Annotated in this window: 18 protein-coding genes; 7 read left to right on the top strand and 11 right to left on the bottom strand. The window is 72.4% G+C overall.

The genetic code is table 11. From position 1 onward, the window contains the following. Window positions 1–2: 2 nt before the first annotated feature. Genes CA984_RS21115 through CA984_RS21155 form a run of 9 tightly spaced genes read right to left on the bottom strand, consistent with a single transcriptional unit; the run spans window position 3 to window position 6,947 of the window. On the bottom strand, window positions 3–1,628 hold the full coding sequence (locus CA984_RS21115; RefSeq protein ID WP_086574998.1) for an FAD-dependent monooxygenase: 1,626 nt from the start codon (window positions 1,626–1,628) through the stop codon (window positions 3–5). Then, window positions 1,628–2,359 carry an SDR family NAD(P)-dependent oxidoreductase gene (locus CA984_RS21120; RefSeq protein ID WP_086575000.1) on the bottom strand — a complete coding sequence of 244 codons (732 nt, stop codon included), beginning with the start codon at window positions 2,357–2,359 and terminating at the stop codon, window positions 1,628–1,630. The genes CA984_RS21115 and CA984_RS21120 overlap by 1 nt, the downstream gene beginning before the upstream one ends. Window positions 2,360–2,407: 48 nt before the next feature. Further along, on the bottom strand, window positions 2,408–2,881 hold the full coding sequence (locus tag CA984_RS21125; RefSeq protein ID WP_086575002.1) for an anthrone oxygenase family protein: 474 nt from the start codon (window positions 2,879–2,881) through the stop codon (window positions 2,408–2,410). After that, window positions 2,878–3,360, bottom strand: a complete 483-nt coding sequence (locus CA984_RS21130) for an SRPBCC family protein (protein WP_086575004.1) — start codon at window positions 3,358–3,360, stop codon at window positions 2,878–2,880. The genes CA984_RS21125 and CA984_RS21130 overlap by 4 nt, the downstream gene beginning before the upstream one ends. Window positions 3,361–3,418: 58 nt before the next feature. Then, the gene (locus tag CA984_RS21135; protein ID WP_031172335.1) at window positions 3,419–3,679 is read right to left on the bottom strand and encodes an acyl carrier protein; all 261 of its coding nucleotides are present in this window, start codon (window positions 3,677–3,679) and stop codon (window positions 3,419–3,421) included. Between the two features lie 11 nt (window positions 3,680–3,690). Then, window positions 3,691–4,911, bottom strand: a complete 1,221-nt coding sequence (locus tag CA984_RS21140; protein WP_086575006.1) for a ketosynthase chain-length factor — start codon at window positions 4,909–4,911, stop codon at window positions 3,691–3,693. Beyond that, window positions 4,908–6,176, bottom strand: coding sequence for a beta-ketoacyl-[acyl-carrier-protein] synthase family protein (locus CA984_RS21145; protein ID WP_086575008.1), 1,269 nt, complete (start codon window positions 6,174–6,176; stop codon window positions 4,908–4,910). The genes CA984_RS21140 and CA984_RS21145 overlap by 4 nt, the downstream gene beginning before the upstream one ends. Continuing rightward, window positions 6,176–6,628: a cupin domain-containing protein gene (locus tag CA984_RS21150; protein ID WP_086575010.1), complete on the bottom strand. Its 453-nt coding sequence runs from the start codon at window positions 6,626–6,628 to the stop codon at window positions 6,176–6,178. The genes CA984_RS21145 and CA984_RS21150 overlap by 1 nt, the downstream gene beginning before the upstream one ends. Further along, on the bottom strand, window positions 6,621–6,947 hold the full coding sequence (locus tag CA984_RS21155; protein ID WP_086575012.1) for a TcmI family type II polyketide cyclase: 327 nt from the start codon (window positions 6,945–6,947) through the stop codon (window positions 6,621–6,623). Before CA984_RS21155 ends, CA984_RS21150 begins: the two co-directional genes overlap by 8 nt. Window positions 6,948–7,287: 340 nt before the next feature. On the opposite strand from CA984_RS21155, the gene CA984_RS21160 reads away from it, so the two are divergent. Continuing rightward, window positions 7,288–8,172: an NAD(P)-dependent oxidoreductase gene (locus tag CA984_RS21160; RefSeq protein ID WP_086575013.1), complete on the top strand. Its 885-nt coding sequence runs from the start codon at window positions 7,288–7,290 to the stop codon at window positions 8,170–8,172. A gap of 2 nt (window positions 8,173–8,174) precedes the next feature. Here CA984_RS21160 and CA984_RS21165 read toward each other — a convergent pair whose 3' ends face one another. After that, window positions 8,175–9,866, bottom strand: coding sequence for a phytoene desaturase family protein (locus tag CA984_RS21165; protein ID WP_086575015.1), 1,692 nt, complete (start codon window positions 9,864–9,866; stop codon window positions 8,175–8,177). 14 nt (window positions 9,867–9,880) lie between these two features. Further along, window positions 9,881–10,660 carry a 3-oxoacyl-ACP reductase FabG gene (gene fabG / locus CA984_RS21170; protein WP_242676079.1) on the bottom strand — a complete coding sequence of 260 codons (780 nt, stop codon included), beginning with the start codon at window positions 10,658–10,660 and terminating at the stop codon, window positions 9,881–9,883. 527 nt (window positions 10,661–11,187) lie between these two features. Here fabG and CA984_RS48040 point away from each other — a divergent pair. The 6 genes from CA984_RS48040 (at window position 11,188) to CA984_RS21200 (ending at window position 14,602) form a co-directional block, all read left to right on the top strand. Then, complete coding sequence (locus CA984_RS48040; protein ID WP_278249049.1) at window positions 11,188–11,490, top strand: antibiotic biosynthesis monooxygenase family protein; 303 nt, start codon at window positions 11,188–11,190, stop codon at window positions 11,488–11,490. A 137-nt stretch (window positions 11,491–11,627) separates the two neighbouring features. After that, the gene (locus CA984_RS21180) at window positions 11,628–12,365 is read left to right on the top strand and encodes an SDR family NAD(P)-dependent oxidoreductase (RefSeq protein WP_086575017.1); all 738 of its coding nucleotides are present in this window, start codon (window positions 11,628–11,630) and stop codon (window positions 12,363–12,365) included. Next, complete coding sequence (locus CA984_RS21185) at window positions 12,365–12,745, top strand: SchA/CurD-like domain-containing protein (protein ID WP_086575022.1); 381 nt, start codon at window positions 12,365–12,367, stop codon at window positions 12,743–12,745. The genes CA984_RS21180 and CA984_RS21185 overlap by 1 nt, the downstream gene beginning before the upstream one ends. 76 nt (window positions 12,746–12,821) lie before the next feature. Continuing rightward, complete coding sequence (locus CA984_RS21190) at window positions 12,822–13,679, top strand: LLM class flavin-dependent oxidoreductase (RefSeq protein ID WP_086575024.1); 858 nt, start codon at window positions 12,822–12,824, stop codon at window positions 13,677–13,679. 5 nt (window positions 13,680–13,684) lie between these two features. Further along, window positions 13,685–14,140 (top strand): anthrone oxygenase family protein, encoded by a 456-nt coding sequence (locus CA984_RS21195; RefSeq protein ID WP_086575035.1) that lies wholly within the window; start codon window positions 13,685–13,687, stop codon window positions 14,138–14,140. A 153-nt stretch (window positions 14,141–14,293) separates the two neighbouring features. After that, window positions 14,294–14,602 carry a hypothetical protein gene (locus CA984_RS21200; protein ID WP_086575026.1) on the top strand — a complete coding sequence of 103 codons (309 nt, stop codon included), beginning with the start codon at window positions 14,294–14,296 and terminating at the stop codon, window positions 14,600–14,602. Window positions 14,603–14,761: the final 159 nt, after the last annotated feature.

Consider the following 14,761-nt stretch of genomic DNA (forward strand, 5'->3'; position numbering starts at 1 on the left):
CGTCAGCGCGCCATCGCGGCCACGGTCGCGGTGCCGGCCGCCTGGTCGAGGACGTCGGCGAGCACCTTCTCGGGTTCGGGCTGGCCGTCGCCGCTCCGCCAGGCCACGAACGCGTCCGGCCGCACCAGGACCGCGCCGCGCGCCGAGACGCCGAAGGCCGCGGCCCAGTCGCCGTCCACCGCGGCGTAGTCCCCGCCGGCGCCGATCCGCACGACGCGCAGCGGCACCGCGGTGCGCCCGGCCAGCCGGGCGGCCGCCTCGTGCCACGCCGCGCCCTCGGGCCCGGTGAGGAGCACGAAGGAGTCCCAGAACAGGTCGATCGTGGACAGCCGCTCACCGTCGCGTTCGAGCCAGAGGTGCGGCGCCCGGGTGCCGGGCTCCCCGGTGAGCTCCAGCGGCGCCGTCAGCACCGGCCGGTGCTCCTCGGTCACGACCGCCTGGGAACGGTACCGGTAGCCGAGCGTGATGATGATGTCATCGACCATCCGGGCGCGGACCTCGTCGCCGGCGTGCCCGTGCCGGATGCGGTTGCGGACCATCGCCTGCTCGGCCATCGCCTCGCCCACCGCGTGACGCTCGTCGTGGTAGGTGTCGAGCAGTTCGGCGCCCGCCCAGCCGTGCAGCGTGGCCGCGAGCTTCCACGCCAGGTTGTGCGCGTCGTGGATGCCGGTGTTGGCGCCGAACCCGCCGGCCGGCGGGTGCACGTGGGCGGCGTCCCCCGCCAGGAAGACCCGGCCCACTCTGAAGTGCTCCGCCACCAGCTGGGAGCCTTCCCAGGGGACCTTCGCCATGATCTCGACGTGCATGTCCGGCTTGCCGGACGCCGTGCGGACGATCTCGACGCAGCGCTCGTCGGTGAAGTCGGCCGGGGACTCGCCCTTCTCGGGGTGGTAGACCGGGGCGGCCAGCCACGGATCCCGCCCGTGCAGGCGGGACAGCCCGGTCATCGTCCCCCCGGCGGTGGCGTAGCACAGGATGAACGGCCGGTCCGCCAGGATCTCCTCCAGCTCGGGGGCGCGGAAGTAGATGCTGAGCGCGTTGAACACGGTGCCCCGGCCGGAGCGGGAGACGCCCAGCGCCCGGCGGACCGAGCTGCCCGCGCCGTCCGCGCCGACCAGGTAGCTCGCCCGGACCGTGCGGACCACACCGGTCCCCACGTCCTCCACGTGGGCGGTCACCCCGTCGTCGTCCTGCTCGATCGACCGCAGCCGGCTGGCGAAGCGCACCTCGCAGCCGAACTCCCTCGCCTTCTCCGCCAGCACCACCTCGTAACGGTCCTGGCCGCACCCCATGACCCGCTCCGGGCTGATGTCCGGGCCGTCCAGCGACGGGGCCTCCAGGACCTCCGCGTCCATGATCTCCGAGAAGGTGCTGACCCGCAGGATGCCGCCCTCGAAGAACGGGTGCGAGTCGCCGATCTCCAGTGCCCGGATCTCCCTGCCCAGTCCCGCCGCCCGGAACAGCTCCATGGTGCGCGCCTGCAGGCCGGGGGCGCGCGGCAGCAGGGAGGTGTCGGCCCGCTTCTCGACGAGCAGGGACCTGATGCCGTGCCGGCCGAGGAAGACCGCGGTGGACAGCCCCACCGGGCCGCCTCCCACGATCAGTACCGGGACGCTCTCGTCGTACATCAGATCCCTCCGTCGACATTGATCGTTTCGCCGTTCACGAACCGCGACAGGTCGCTGGCCAGGAACGCCACGACCCCGGCCACGTCCTCGGGGGTGCCGAGCCGGCCGAGCGGGATCATCTTCTGATAGCGCTCCCGCACCTCAGCCGGAGCGGGTTCCTCCGTCTCGATCGGCCCCGGCGCCACCACGTTGACGCGCAGCCCCCGCGGGCCCAGCTCCTTGGCGAGGGAGCGGGTGAGCCCGACCAGGCCGGCCTTGGTGGCGGTGTAGTGGGAGCGCAGCGGGATCCCGACGGTGGCCACCCTGGAGCCGATGAAGATGATGGAGGCACCGGCCGACAGCAGGGGCAGCGCCCGCTGCGTCACCAGGTACGGCCCGCCCAGGTTGTTCTCCACCACGCGCCGCCACTCCTCGACCGGGAGCTCGGCGAACGGCACGTGGCTGATGACGCCCGCGTTGTGCACGACCACGTCGAGGGAGCCGAGCGAGGTGCGGCAGTCCTCGACGAGCGCGTCGACCTCGGCCGGATCGCTCACGTCCGCCTTGACGAGCTGGTGGTTGCCGCCGATCTCCTTGAGCTCGCGGGCCAGGCTCGTGACGGCCTCGCTCTCGGTGCGGTAGCACGTCACCACGTCGGCGCCCGCGCGGGCGAGGCCGAGGACGATTCCCCGCCCGATACCGCGTGAGCCTCCGGTCACGAGCGCCTTCTTGCCTGTCAGCTTGAGTTCCATCGTCCCTCTGCCATCTCTGTGACGTTTCTGGATCGGCCGCCGGGGCGGCTAAAGGAGGACCGCCGCTCCCGCCAGGTTGGCGATCAGCGCGGTCATGGAGAGCACCACCCGCACGTTGTTCCAGTTCTTCCAGCTGGCGCGTGGATCGCGCTCGGGCCAGTCGTCCGGCGGGCTGGCCGGATCGAGCGCGGTCACGTACTTGTTGATCGGAACGTTCTTGACCAGCGAGATCGCCATGAGTACGGCGAGCAGCGCCGCGGCCAGCCCGAACAGGCCGGAGGCGCCGGTCCCGCCCCGCTCGCCGTGGACCATCACCGCGATGGCGACGTCCAGCCCGAACCCCAGCACGTTCGTGATGGGCAGGAACGGGTCGTAGCGCGGCCACATGAACTTGATCAGATCGACGTACCCCGCGTACGGCAGCCGGAGGGCGTGCGCCGCCAGCCCTATCGCGTTGCCGAGCATGACGCCCGCCGCGATGCCGTTCGTGAGGAGCGCCAGCGGGACGAGCGCCCGGATCATTCCACTGCCCTCCGGCCCGGTCCGGCGAACGCCGCCGCGGCCGCCTCCACCAGCCCTCTGATCCGGTCCATCTGGATCGCGGTGTTGCGGTTGAGGTGCTCGGTCATCCCGTCGTCGTCCGCCGGCGCCTGCGGCTTCATGTGGAAGTCCTGCACCCAGCGCATCCGCACGCCGTCCTCGACCTCGCGGTACTCCCAGTAGATGTTCATGAACTCGAAGGGGCCGGTCTCGATCCGGTGCGCGCGCACCTCGCGCTTCACCGGGTCGGTGGTCCGCTGCGAGACCCAGCTCCACACTCTGCCCTCCTCGTCGGGATGCATGGTGAGGCGGAAGGTGACCGTGTCGCCGCCGCGTTCGAGGATCTCCGCCGCGGCGTACTCGCTGAACAGCTGTGGCCACGACGCGACGTCGTTGGTCATGTCCCAGACCAGCTCCATGGGCGCCTTGATGACGATCGCGTTGTCGGTGTGTCCTGCCATGAGGTTCTTCCTTGTCTGGCCTCCGCGGCCGCTGCGCGACGCTGGCTCGGCCCTGCTCTCAGGCCGCCAGCCGGACGTTCACGTACTCGGCCAGCGCGCGCGGCGTGGGCAGCTGCTCCGCCACGTCGTCGGGGATCACGACGCCCAGGTGGTTCTGGAGCTTCGCCGCCATCTCCAGAACCGCGAGCGAGTCGTATCCGAGATCCTCGAACGTGACGTCGGCGATATCGCTGTCGAGGTCCACGGATTCGGTGACCCCGGCGCAGGCGCGCATGACCTCTTTCAGGTCGTCGAGGGTGAATGAGCCAAGTTGTGCCATGGGTTGCTCCGTCAGTCGGTCTTCGTTACGACGATTGCCGCGTTGAATCCGCCGTAGCCGCGGGCGACGACCATGGCGGTGCCGACCCGCGCCTCGCGTGCCGCGCCGCGGACCAGGTCGAGATCGCAGCCCGGCGCCAGTTCGGTGACGCCCGCCGTGGGCGGGATGACACCGTCGCGGATGGCCAGCAGCGCGCCGGCCAGGTCGAGCGCCGCGCCGCCGGCGTAGAGCCGGCCGGTCATCGTCTTGGGCGCGGTGACCGGCACCCCGGCCGGGCCGAAGACCGCGCGGATCGCGGCGGCCTCCTGCAGGTCGAGTTCCGGCACCCCGGCCGCGTCCGCGAAGACCACGTCGACCCCGCCGGCGGCGAGGCCGGCGTCGGCCAGCGCCAGCTCCATCGCCCGGCGCAGCCCCGGCTCGCGGCCGGACCCCGGTCGCGGGTCGAAGGTCGCGGCGTAACCGGCGATCTCCCCGTAGATGACCGGCGCGGATCGGGCGTGCGCGTCGGCCGCGTTCTCCACGACCAGCATCGCGCCGCCCTCACCGGGCACGTAGCCCGCCGCGCCGACGTCGAAGGGCAGGTAGGCCCGGCCGGGGTCGTCGCCCTGGCTGAGCCTGCCGCTGCTGTACTGCGCGGTCAGGCCGTAGGGGCACAGCGACGCGTCGGCGCCGCCGGTGACCACCAGCCGGGTCCCGGTCCGGATCAGCTGGCGCGCCTGCCCGGCCGCGTCCAGGGCCCCCGCCTGTTCGGCGCAGACGACCCCGCACGAGCCGCGCATCCCGTGGCGGATGGAGATCTGCCCGGTGGTCGCGGCGTAGAACCAGGCGATCGACTGGTAGGCGCCGACCCAGGAGGGCCCCTTGGTCCACAGCCGCTCGATCTCCCGCTGCCCGAACTCGGTCCCCCCGGAGGAGCTGGCGGTCACCACCGCCATCTCGTACTCGGGGAACGCCGCCGGATCGGCGCCCGCGTCGTCCAGGGCCCAGGCGGCCGCGGTCAGTCCGAGGTGGGTCCAGTTGTCGGTCTGCGGGATGAGACGGCTGGGCACGTGCTCGGCGGCGGTGAAGTCGCTCACCTCCCCTGCCACGCGGACCGGGTAGCCGGCGGGGTCGAACCGGCTGATCGGCCCGAGGCCGCTGCGCCCTTCGAGCGTGGCCGCCCAGTACGCCTCGGTCCCGAGCCCGTTCGGCGCGGTGACCCCGATCCCGGTGATGACAGCCCGCCTGCTCATGCCGCCCGGTCCCGCACGATGACCATGGCGGTCTGGAAGCCGCCGAATCCGCTGCCGACGCTGAGCACGGAGTCGATCGGATGCTCACGCGCGGTCAGCGGCACGTAGTCCAGGTCGCACTCGGGATCGCGGGTGTGCAGGTTCGCCGTCGGCGGCACCACCTGGTGCTCGATGGCCAGCGCGCAGGCCGCCACCTCGATCGCCCCGATGGCCCCGAGCGAGTGCCCGATCATCGACTTGATGGAGCTGACCGGCACCTCGTAGGCACGCCGGCCGAGCGCGCGCTTGAAGGCCGCGGTCTCGTGCCTGTCGTTCTGCTTGGTGCCCGAACCGTGCGCGTTGATGTAGTCGATGTCCGCGGCGTCCACCCGCCCCAGGTGCATGGCCTGGCGGATCGCCTCGGCCATCTCGCGCCCGTCGGGCTTGAGGCCGGTCATGTGGTAGGCGTTGCTGCGGCCGGCGAACCCGACGATCTCCGCGTAGATGTGCGCTCCGCGCCGGCGCGCGGCCTCCCGCTCCTCCAGCACGAAGACGGCGGCGCCCTCGCCAAGCACGAACCCGTCCCGATCGGCGTCGAACGGCCGGGAGGCGTGTGCCGGGTCGTCGTTGTTCGGTGAGGTCGCCTTGATCGCGTCGAAGCACGCCGCCGTGATCGGCGAGAGCGGCGCGTCGGTGGCTCCGGCGATCACGACGTCGGCCCGGCCCGTCCAGATCAGCTGGCAGCCGTTGCCGACCGCGTCCAGCCCCGCCGTGCACCCGGTGGAGATCAGCGACACCGGCCCCTCGGCCCCCGCCGCCCACGCAACCTCGCACGCCATCGTGCTCGGCACCATGTAGCCGTAGAGGTGCTGCACCGCGTAGGCGGGATCGACGAGCCAGCGCCGGCCTCCGTCGCTCAGCACGACGTACTCCTGCTCCAGGCCCATCGTGCAGCCCACGGCGCTGCCGATGCTGACGCCGATCCGTTCCGGCGGGACGGCGCCCTCCTCCAGTCCGCTGTCGGCCAGGGCCTCCCTGGCGCACACGACGCCGAACTGCGCGGCCCGGTCCATCCGCCGGATCTCCTGCGGGCTCAGGCCCTCCGCTGCGGGATCGAAGTCGCACTCGGCCCCGATGCGGGAGCGGAACCCGGACGCGTCGAACAGCGTGATGTTACGGGTGGCGGTACGGCCCGCCGTGAGCAGCTCCCAGAACGCCTTGGTCCCGATGCCGCCCGGGGCCGTCACGCCGATCCCGGTGATGACGACGCGCCTGTCGTTGACCATCAGCGCGGCCCTCCCACGTCGGGTACGGCTTCGGCGATCCCCGACCTCGGCAGCGGCTCGGTGTCGACGTGGCCCAGGTCGGGCCGCGGCGCCAGCGGGCTCAGGTGGAAGACCGCGTGGGTCTCCTCCTCACCGTCGTTCCAGACCCGGTGCCGCAGCCCCTTGGGGACCATCAGCCCCTCACCGGCCGCCAGCTCGATGATGTGCGCGCCGTCGATCCGGGCGGTCAGCCGGCCACGCACCACGTAGAGGAACTCCTCCGAGTAGGGGTGGTAGTGCTCGGCCACGTACTCGCCGGGCGCGAGAGTCAGCGTGCCCATGAAGCCGGAGGTCGAGGCGACGGTCTTCGGGCTGAGCACCACCCGGATGTCACCGCCGCGGCGCCGGTTCGGCGCGACGTCGCACGCGGCGACCTTCGCCGGCGCGGACAGCTGGTCCACTGGCTCACTCACCGTCTGCCTCCCAGACGTAGAAAGGGCTGGCCATCGCGTCCTTGGGCTCCCGCCAGTTCGGGTCATACGGCCGGATGTGCTTGGACAGCCGCTGGTTGATCTCGTCATAGAGCGGGTGACTGCGTGCTCTGTAGAGATTCGGCGTGATGTCCTCGTCCGCCTCCACCAGGTGGAAGTAGAGGTCGTGGAAGCGGAAGAGCGTGCGCCGTGACACTCCGACCATCCGGGGCAGGTCGCTGGCGTCCGAGTCCGCGAATATCTGCGCCACGTTGTCTGCCTCGGCCGGTTCCATCCGGGCGACGATCAATGTCCGATGCACCCCGGAACTCCTCTCGTTCGGTGCCGCCATGCTGAGGCCCTTGTGTCTGGTTCCGGTCGAATCCGGCTCGAAACAGCCGCCGGACCGTCTCCCCGGGGCGCGGACGTCCGGCGGCGGGCCGGAGGTCCGGCGGGCATGCCGGTAGGCGGCCGCCGGGAAGAAGGCCGGGCGGACGTGCCACGGGCCTCGGTGTGCGGCGCCGCCCCGGCGGGGACCGGCCGCCGGCGCGGCCGCGAGGTCGCCCGAACACGCCCTGGACCGCGCTCCGAGCGCAGCTCGAGTACGGGGCCACAGGGTGACGGCAGGCACATCAGCGCCAACGGACCGTCATCGTCGAAGGGTGACCGTGGTGAGCAGCGACAACGAGCTGGCGTTCGTCGGACTCGGCGGTATGGGCGCCGGCATGGCACTGTGCCTGCGCGGCGCCGGATTCCCTCTCGTGGTGCACAACCGCACCGCGGCCAAGGCCGCGCCCCTCGCCGAGGCGGGAGCGCGCGTCGCCGCCTCCGGCGCCGAAGCCGCCCACGGCGCGCGGATCGTCGTCCTCAGCCTGAGCGACCAGGAAGCGGTCGAGGAGGTCCTCTTCGGCGAGCTGGCCGGGCGGCTGCGTCCCGGCGCGCTCGTCGTGGACACCTCGACCGTCTCTCCCGCCTACTCCGCGGACGCGGCCGAGCGGCTGGCCCGGACCGGCGCCCGGCGCGTGGAGGCCTGCGTGCTCGGGAACCCCGCCATGGCGCGGGCGGGCAAGCTGCGGATCTTCACGGCCGGACGGCGTGAGGACGCCGCCGAGGCCCACGACGTCCTGGAGGCACTCGGCCAGGACGTGCTGCACGTCGGCCCGGCCGGCTCGGCGTGCGTGCTGAAGCTGTCCTTCAACATGATCCTCGGCAACCAGGTCGCCGCGCTCGCCGAGGCGGTGCTGCTGGCCGAGAGCGCCGGGCTCGACCGGGACCTCCTTCTCACCGCCGTCACCAAGAGCGGGTTCAGCTCGCCGACGCTGGCGTTCCGGGCGGAGCTGATGCGGACCCGCCACTACGAACCCCCGGCGTTCCGCAGTGCCCTGATGGAGAAGGATCTGCGCCTCGCGGTGGGCGAGGCCGCCCTGCACGGCCTTGAGCTGCCGGTCACGGCGGGCGCGGCCGACCGGTTCACCGAGGCGGTCCTCGCCGGTGACGGCGACAGGGACGCCGCCGTCGTCGCCGAGCTGCGCTCCGCCGTCCGCTGAGGTCAGCCGGTCTCCGGCAGCGGCGGGCGGCCACGGGCCCCGCGCCTGCCGCGGCCGCGTGAGACCGCCGGCGGATCCCAGCCGGCCGGGCGGGCGGGCAGCAGGGACGGATCGCCGAGCGTCGCGCCCGCGTGGACCTCCGGCAGCAGCGGACGGCCGGCGATCCGCGACGCGCACATGATCCCGCTGACCGCCACACCGGTGATCCCGCTGCCGAAGTGCGTGCTCTGGCCGACCACGTACAGACCGGGCACGCTGGTGCCGACGCCGGGGCGCCTGTCGGGCCGGCGGCCCGGCGCCCCCCAGCTGTTCAGCCCGTAGGGGGTCCCGCCGCTGCTGAGGGTGTACCTCTCGTGGGTCAGCGGCGTCGCCGCCTCCAGGTGCACGATGTGGTCGCGCAGCGGCCCGACCGCCTTCTCCGCGGCCGTCAGCATCGCCTCGGTCAGCCCCCGCTTCGCCGCCAGGTAGGCGGGATCGCGCCGGTAGCGGACGCCGTCGGCGGGGCCGCCCGGCATCCCCCACCACCCGTGGCCGGGCGGGCACACGGTCATCACCTGAAGGCTGCTGTGCCCGGCCGGATGGGCCCGTCCGCCGTCCTCGGAGGCGAAGGAGACGAACACGAACGGCAGCTCGTCGCGGGCGCCCTCGTGCAGGCGCGCGTAGCTCCGCTCGATGTCCTCTCCGGGGAACCACCAGACGTTGGCGTCAGGGGTGTACGGCTTGGCGACGTCGAGAGCGATGTACAGGACCGCCCACGGCAGGCGCATCGTCGAGGCGCTCGCCCGGGCGAGGAGTTTCGGCGGGAACCCCGCGCCGTCGTCGCACAGTTCGAGGATCGTGCGGCGGTAGTCGGCGTTGGAGACGACGACCGGCGCGGCGATCCGGCGTCCGTCGGCCAGTTCGACGCCGCGGACGCCGCCGTCGTCGAGCGAGATGCGCCGGGCCGCGCAGCGCGTCCACAGCTCTCCGCCGTGCGCCTCCAGCACCTCCACCAGCGACGCGACCAGCGTCTGCCCACCACCGGCCAGGCGGTAGGCACCTCTCAGGTAGTGGTCGGTGACGGCCGCGTGCGTCGCGACGGAGACGTCACGCGGTGCCGCGCCGTAGTTTCCGGACTGCGCGGCGAGCACCGTGCGGGCGACGGCGGAGAGCCCGCAGTGGTCGAAGAGTTCGGCGAGCGAGCGCCGGGCCCAGTGCAGCTCCCGCCATCGCTCGGTGACGTCGTCCAGGCCCTGCGCCAGCAGGCTCCGCCGGCCGGCGTCGGCGACGCCTTCGCAGATGCCGGTGAACCGCGTTATCCCGTCCGCCTCCCGGGGCAGGGCGCTGACCAGACGCCGGCGGTAGCGCGGCCATCCGGCCGGAACGTCGACCGTCAGGCTCGGCGTGACGATCCGGTCGAAGCCGTCCCGGTCCATTTCGAGGAAGCGGACGCGGTCACGGAGGCCGAGGCCGTTCAGGATGGCGGGCAGGATGCCGTCCGGCCCGCAGTCCCCCAGGTAATGCACGCCGACGTCGAACCGGTAGGACCGGCGGCGGAAGGCGTGGCCGTTGCCCCCGGCCACGTCGTGCTGCTCGACGACGAGGACCCGGCGGCCGATCGCGGCGAGGTAGGCGGCGCACACCAGGCCGCCCACCCCCGCCCCGACGACGATCACGTCCCATGCGGGCGGGCGCCTCTCGACGGGGACGTTCATGTCGTGTCGCGCATTCAGATCGCGATCCCGCCGTGGATCTCGACGACGCTTCCGGTGATGTACGCGGCGCGATCGGAGGCCAGGAAGGCGACGAGTTCGGCCACCTCCTCCGGGCGGCCGAACCGCCTCAGGGCTGTCGCCTCCGTCAGCCGCCGCCTGGCCTGCTCGCTGAGCTTGTCGGTCATGTCGGTGTCGATGAGCCCCGGCGCTACCACGTTGGCCCGCACTCCGCGGCCGCCGACCTCCTTCGCCAGCGCGCGGGTGAAGCCGATGACGCCGGCTTTGGACGCCGAGTAGGTGGTCTGCGCCGCGTTGCCGTAGACCCCGGACACCGAGGAGATCGTGATGATGCAGCCCGACCGGCGCTTCATCATGCCGAACACCGCGGCGCGGCACAGGTGGTGGACGCCCCCCAGGTTGGTGCGCATCACCTCCTCCCAGTCGGCCTCCTCGGTGAGCACGAGCGGCCCGTCCCTGGTGATGCCGGCCGACGTCACGACCGCGTCCACGGGGCCGAGCTCCTCTTCGGCGCGGGCGACCCAGGCGCGCATCTCCTCGCCGCGGGACACATCGGCCCGCACCGGGAGCACCCGTCCGCCGAACTGCCGGGCCTCCTTGACGAGCTGCGCGGCCGGTCCTTCGGCGCTGCGGTAGCAGAAGCTGACGTCGAACCCGTCCTGCGCCAGCCTCAGCACGATCGCGCGGCCGATGCCGCGCGATCCACCGCTGACGAGCGCGACCTTGGCGCCGGTCATCGCGACCGCCGGTGACCCGGAGCGGACGGCGGCCGGCACCGCCGGCGGGCTTTCCGTGTGGTCGTCATCGGAGGACCTCCAGATGATGCGTCGTCAGGGCGTACGGCCGGCCGGTGGGGGTGCGTGCCGCAGAAGACTCCCACCGGTGGTGCGGGGACGGCTCGAGGGTGGCTTGAGGGGGCCCTCGGTGGATGGGCCGGAGGGTGCGCGGAGTCAGTGAGCTGCCAGCGATCGACCAGCGGCACGGGGTCTGCTTGTCGATGACGGCCCACGCCACGGCCGCCCGCTGGAAGGCATGCGCTCACCTGCCGGATCCGGCAGCCCGAGAGAGGAACACCATGTCCACGCCACAACCGGCACCACCGCCTGAGACACCGTCCGCGTCACCATCCGGATCACAACCCACACCACCGTCGGGGTCACCGCCCGAGACGCCGTCCGCACCGCCGTCCGCGTCACCGCCCATACCGCCGTCGGGGTCACAGCCCGCACCACCGTCCGAGGCGTCGTCCGAGGCGGGGCCGGGATCGTCCGGGCCGTCGTCCGAGGCGTCGTCGGTGTTCCGTGTGCTGTTGCGAATGCAGATCCGTTCGGGCATGGAGCGGGAGTTCGAGCGGACCTGGTTCCAGGTCGGCAGGGCGGTCACCGATCATCCGGCCAACCTGGGCCAGTGGCTGTCCAGGAGCGAGGAGGAGGAAGGGGTGTACTACATCGTGAGCGACTGGGCCGACGAGCGGCGTTTCCGGGAGTTCGAGCACAGCGAGGGGCACCTGGCGCACCGCACGAGGCTGCACCCGTTCCGCTCGGGCGGATCGATGACGACCATGCGGGTGGTGTACGCGATGACCGGCGCCGGGACGGGCCTGTGACGCCCGGCGGCCCCACCCCCACCGCAGCGGACGGCGCCGGCGAGCCCGGCGCCTCGCGGGCCGACCGAGCGGGACTCCAGCCCGTCGCGAGTGACCCGGACCATCTTCGTCAGGTATCTGCCTGACGGAGGTTAATCGTGGATCTTGGACTGGCCGGCAAACGTGTCCTCGTCACCGGCGGCACACACGGGATAGGCCGGGAGACCGTGCTCGCGTTCGCCCGGGCCGGGGCCTGCGTCGTGGCCTGCAACCGCAGCCCGGGCGAGGCGGCCGACGCCCTCGCCCGTGAGCTGAAGGGACTGGGCGACGGCCACCGCGTGGTGCAGGCCGACGTCACCGACACCGCCGGCGTGGCCGCGCTCGCGGACGCCTGCCGGGAGGCGCTGGGCGGGCTCGACGTGGTCGTCAACAACGTCGGCGTCGACGGCCGGTCGCCGTTCGGGGAGCTCACCGGGGAGAAGTGGCACCGGGTCATCGAGACGAACCTGACCAGTTGCTTCCTGGTGACCCAGGCCGCGCTCGGGTTGCTGGCCGACAACGGCTCGGTCGTCAACATCGGAGCTTCGGCCGGCATGCGCGGGCGGCCGGAGAGCGCGCACTACGGCGCCTCCAAGACCGCGCTCATCGGGCTGACCCGGTCACTGGCCAGGGAGCTCGGAGGTCGCGGCATCCGGGTCAACACGGTGGCGCCCGGCGTGATCGTGACCGAACCCGGTGGCGGGCCGCCGCCCCCGGTCGCCGACCTCATCCGCGCCGTGACCGCGCTCGGCCGCCTGGGCACCGGCGCCGACGTGGCCGCGGCCGTACTGTTCCTGGCCAGCGATGTGTCCCGGTACATCACCGGTGTCACTCTCAACGTGGACGGAGGCATCTGATGCCGTTTGCTGCCATCACTTACCGCGTCAAACTCGGGTACGAGGACGAGATCGCGGAAATCTTCGCCGGATTCCAGCGGGTGGACACCCCTGTCATGCGCGACGAGGAGGGCGAGCAGGCCGGCCGCCTGCTCGGCACGGCCGTCTTCATCAAGGACGACGTGATGGTCCGCGTGATCCACTACGAGGGCGACTTCAGGGCCGTGGCCGCGCACATGGCGGGACAGCGGGGCGTGCACCTGGTCGAGGAGAAGCTCGCGCCCTACCTCGCCGAGCAGCGCGACACCTCGACGCCGGGGGCGTTCGGAGCCTACTTCCGCGACGCGGTCATGCGCTGCGTCTCCCAGCTGTCGGTGGACACCCATCCGGTGGAGCGGTGAGGGCACAGCCGTGACGGCCGAACCGCCGGCGCGAGCCGGCCAGGGCGCCCAGCCGGGCTGAGACATGGAGGGTGGCATGGAGGTTGGGATCGGGCTGCCGACGATGATCCCCGGGATCACCGGCCGGGACGTCCTCGTCTGGGCCCAGCGCGCCGAGGAACTCGGATTCTCCTCCCTCGGCGTGCTCGACCGGCTGATGTACGACGGTTACGAGTCCCTGATCGCGCTCGCCGCCGCGGCCGGCGCGACGAACCGGATCCGGCTGGCCACGACCATCCTGATCGCCGCGTACCGGGGTGACAGGGCGCTGCTGGCCAAGCAGCTGGCCAGTCTGGACCGGCTCTCCGACGGCCGGCTCGTGGTCGGCGTCGCGGCCGGTGGGCGGCCGGACGACTACGAGGCGTGCGGGACGCCGTACGCCGGGCGGGGGCGCCGGCTCGACGACCTGCTCGGCGAGCTGCGGCGGTCCTGGGACGGGACGGCCGCCGGCCCTGTCCCGGGCCCGCGCTGGGCGAAGGGCGGCCCGCCGCTGCTCGTCGGCGGCCACTCCCCCGCGGCCATGCGGCGTGCCGCCGCTTTCGGCGACGGCTGGATCGCCGGAGGCAGCTCGGCCGCGGGCTACGGCGAACTGGCCGAGCGCGTCCGCACGGCCTGGCGCGCCGCAGGCCGCGCCGACCGGCCGCGCCTGGTGGCGATCGCCTATGTGGCGCTGGGGCCGGGCGCGCGCGAGCAGGCCGAGCGCTACCTGCTCGACTACTACTCCTTCATCGGCTGGAAGGCCGAGATGGCCGTGCGCGGCGTGCTCACCGACGCGCGGCAGCTCCAGGAGTTCGCCGCCGGTTACCGGGCCGCCGGCTGCGACGAACTGATCCTGTTCCCGTGCGTCCCGGACCCGGCTCAGGCGGATCTGATCGCCGGTGCGGTCTGGAGGTGATCACGATGATGCATGTGCTCAGCGTGCTGGCCCTGCTCGGCAGCGGAACGGTGGCCGGCGTGCTGTTCGCGGTGGCCCTCAGCACGGTACCGGCCCTGGCCGCGATGTCGCCGGATCGCTATGTCTACACGCACACGTTGCTGGGCAGGAACTGGGATCCCACCATGCCGGTCATCGTGCTGAGCACGACGCTGCTGGACATCGTGCTCGCCGTACAGGCGTCCACGGCCACGGCCCGCTCTCTGATCATCGGCGCGGCCGTGTGCCTGGCCGGGGTCTCGCTGGTCTCCCACCTGCGCAACGTGCCGATCAACAGGCGGGTGCACCGCACCGATCCGGACGCGATCCCGCCCGGCTGGCAGGATCCGCGCCCGCTGTGGCGGCGCTGGCACATGCTGCGCACCGCACTCGCGATGGTGGCGCTCGCGGCCAACAGCATCGCCGTCACCCTGCTCTTCTGACACCGCTCCCGTCCGTTCCGCACTTTCCGTGCTTTCCGTGCTTTTCCGGAACGGTCCGTACGGCCCGGCGGCAGTGGGAGTCCAGCGGTTCTCGAGCGGCCCGAGAGGAACCGCGGCCAGTCTCGGACGCGGGATCGACCACCGGAGGCCCGTATGCGCGACAACACCCCGGAGAGAGGGGCTCTGCGGCGGATGAAACACCGCCTCAGGCGAGGTCTGACCTACCTCGGAACAGGTCTGATGTATCTCGGAGCGGCCTCGTGGCCAAATCCCGAGGTCCTGGCCGCCCTGCGGGCGGAGGCCGCCAAGCTCTCCACCCGGCCGGCGCGTCACGGGCCGGAGCGGGCACCCGGCCGGCCACCGCACCCGGAGCGGATCACCTCCCACGAGCACCTGCCCTACCGGGAACGCCGCCTCTTCCTGAAGCTTGAGGAGCAGTTCGGGCAGGAGAAGGAGAAATGACGGGAAAGCTGCCGACGACCGGCCCTGGTGCTCCGTTCCTTAATGAGGGCTGATATCCCTGTTGGTCTCAAGGGATGGTCACGCCGAAGCTGCTGTATGCGCGTCCGCCGGTGGACGCCGAAGAGAGGCGGCAGATCCGCGAGCCGGCCGGGGCGGGTG

Source organism: Streptosporangium minutum, from assembly GCF_002149035.1.
In the GTDB taxonomy this organism is placed as follows: Bacteria; Actinomycetota; Actinomycetes; order Streptosporangiales; family Streptosporangiaceae; genus Streptosporangium; species Streptosporangium minutum.

Excerpts from the sequence above, each read along its gene's own strand:
- CA984_RS21115 (WP_086574998.1), bottom strand. The coding sequence starts at position 1,628 with ATGTACGACGAGAGCGTCCCGGTACTGATCGTGGGAGGCGGCCCGGTG.
- CA984_RS21120 (WP_086575000.1), bottom strand. The coding sequence starts at position 2,359 with ATGGAACTCAAGCTGACAGGCAAGAAGGCGCTCGTGACCGGAGGCTCA.
- CA984_RS21125 (WP_086575002.1), bottom strand. The coding sequence starts at position 2,881 with ATGATCCGGGCGCTCGTCCCGCTGGCGCTCCTCACGAACGGCATCGCG.
- CA984_RS21130 (WP_086575004.1), bottom strand. The coding sequence starts at position 3,360 with ATGGCAGGACACACCGACAACGCGATCGTCATCAAGGCGCCCATGGAG.
- CA984_RS21135 (WP_031172335.1), bottom strand. The coding sequence starts at position 3,679 with ATGGCACAACTTGGCTCATTCACCCTCGACGACCTGAAAGAGGTCATG.
- CA984_RS21140 (WP_086575006.1), bottom strand. The coding sequence starts at position 4,911 with ATGAGCAGGCGGGCTGTCATCACCGGGATCGGGGTCACCGCGCCGAAC.
- CA984_RS21145 (WP_086575008.1), bottom strand. The coding sequence starts at position 6,176 with ATGGTCAACGACAGGCGCGTCGTCATCACCGGGATCGGCGTGACGGCC.
- CA984_RS21165 (WP_086575015.1), bottom strand. The coding sequence starts at position 9,866 with ATGAACGTCCCCGTCGAGAGGCGCCCGCCCGCATGGGACGTGATCGTC.
- CA984_RS21185 (WP_086575022.1), top strand. The coding sequence starts at position 12,365 with ATGCCGTTTGCTGCCATCACTTACCGCGTCAAACTCGGGTACGAGGAC.
- CA984_RS21190 (WP_086575024.1), top strand. The coding sequence starts at position 12,822 with ATGGAGGTTGGGATCGGGCTGCCGACGATGATCCCCGGGATCACCGGC.
- CA984_RS21195 (WP_086575035.1), top strand. The coding sequence starts at position 13,685 with ATGATGCATGTGCTCAGCGTGCTGGCCCTGCTCGGCAGCGGAACGGTG.
- CA984_RS21200 (WP_086575026.1), top strand. The coding sequence starts at position 14,294 with ATGCGCGACAACACCCCGGAGAGAGGGGCTCTGCGGCGGATGAAACAC.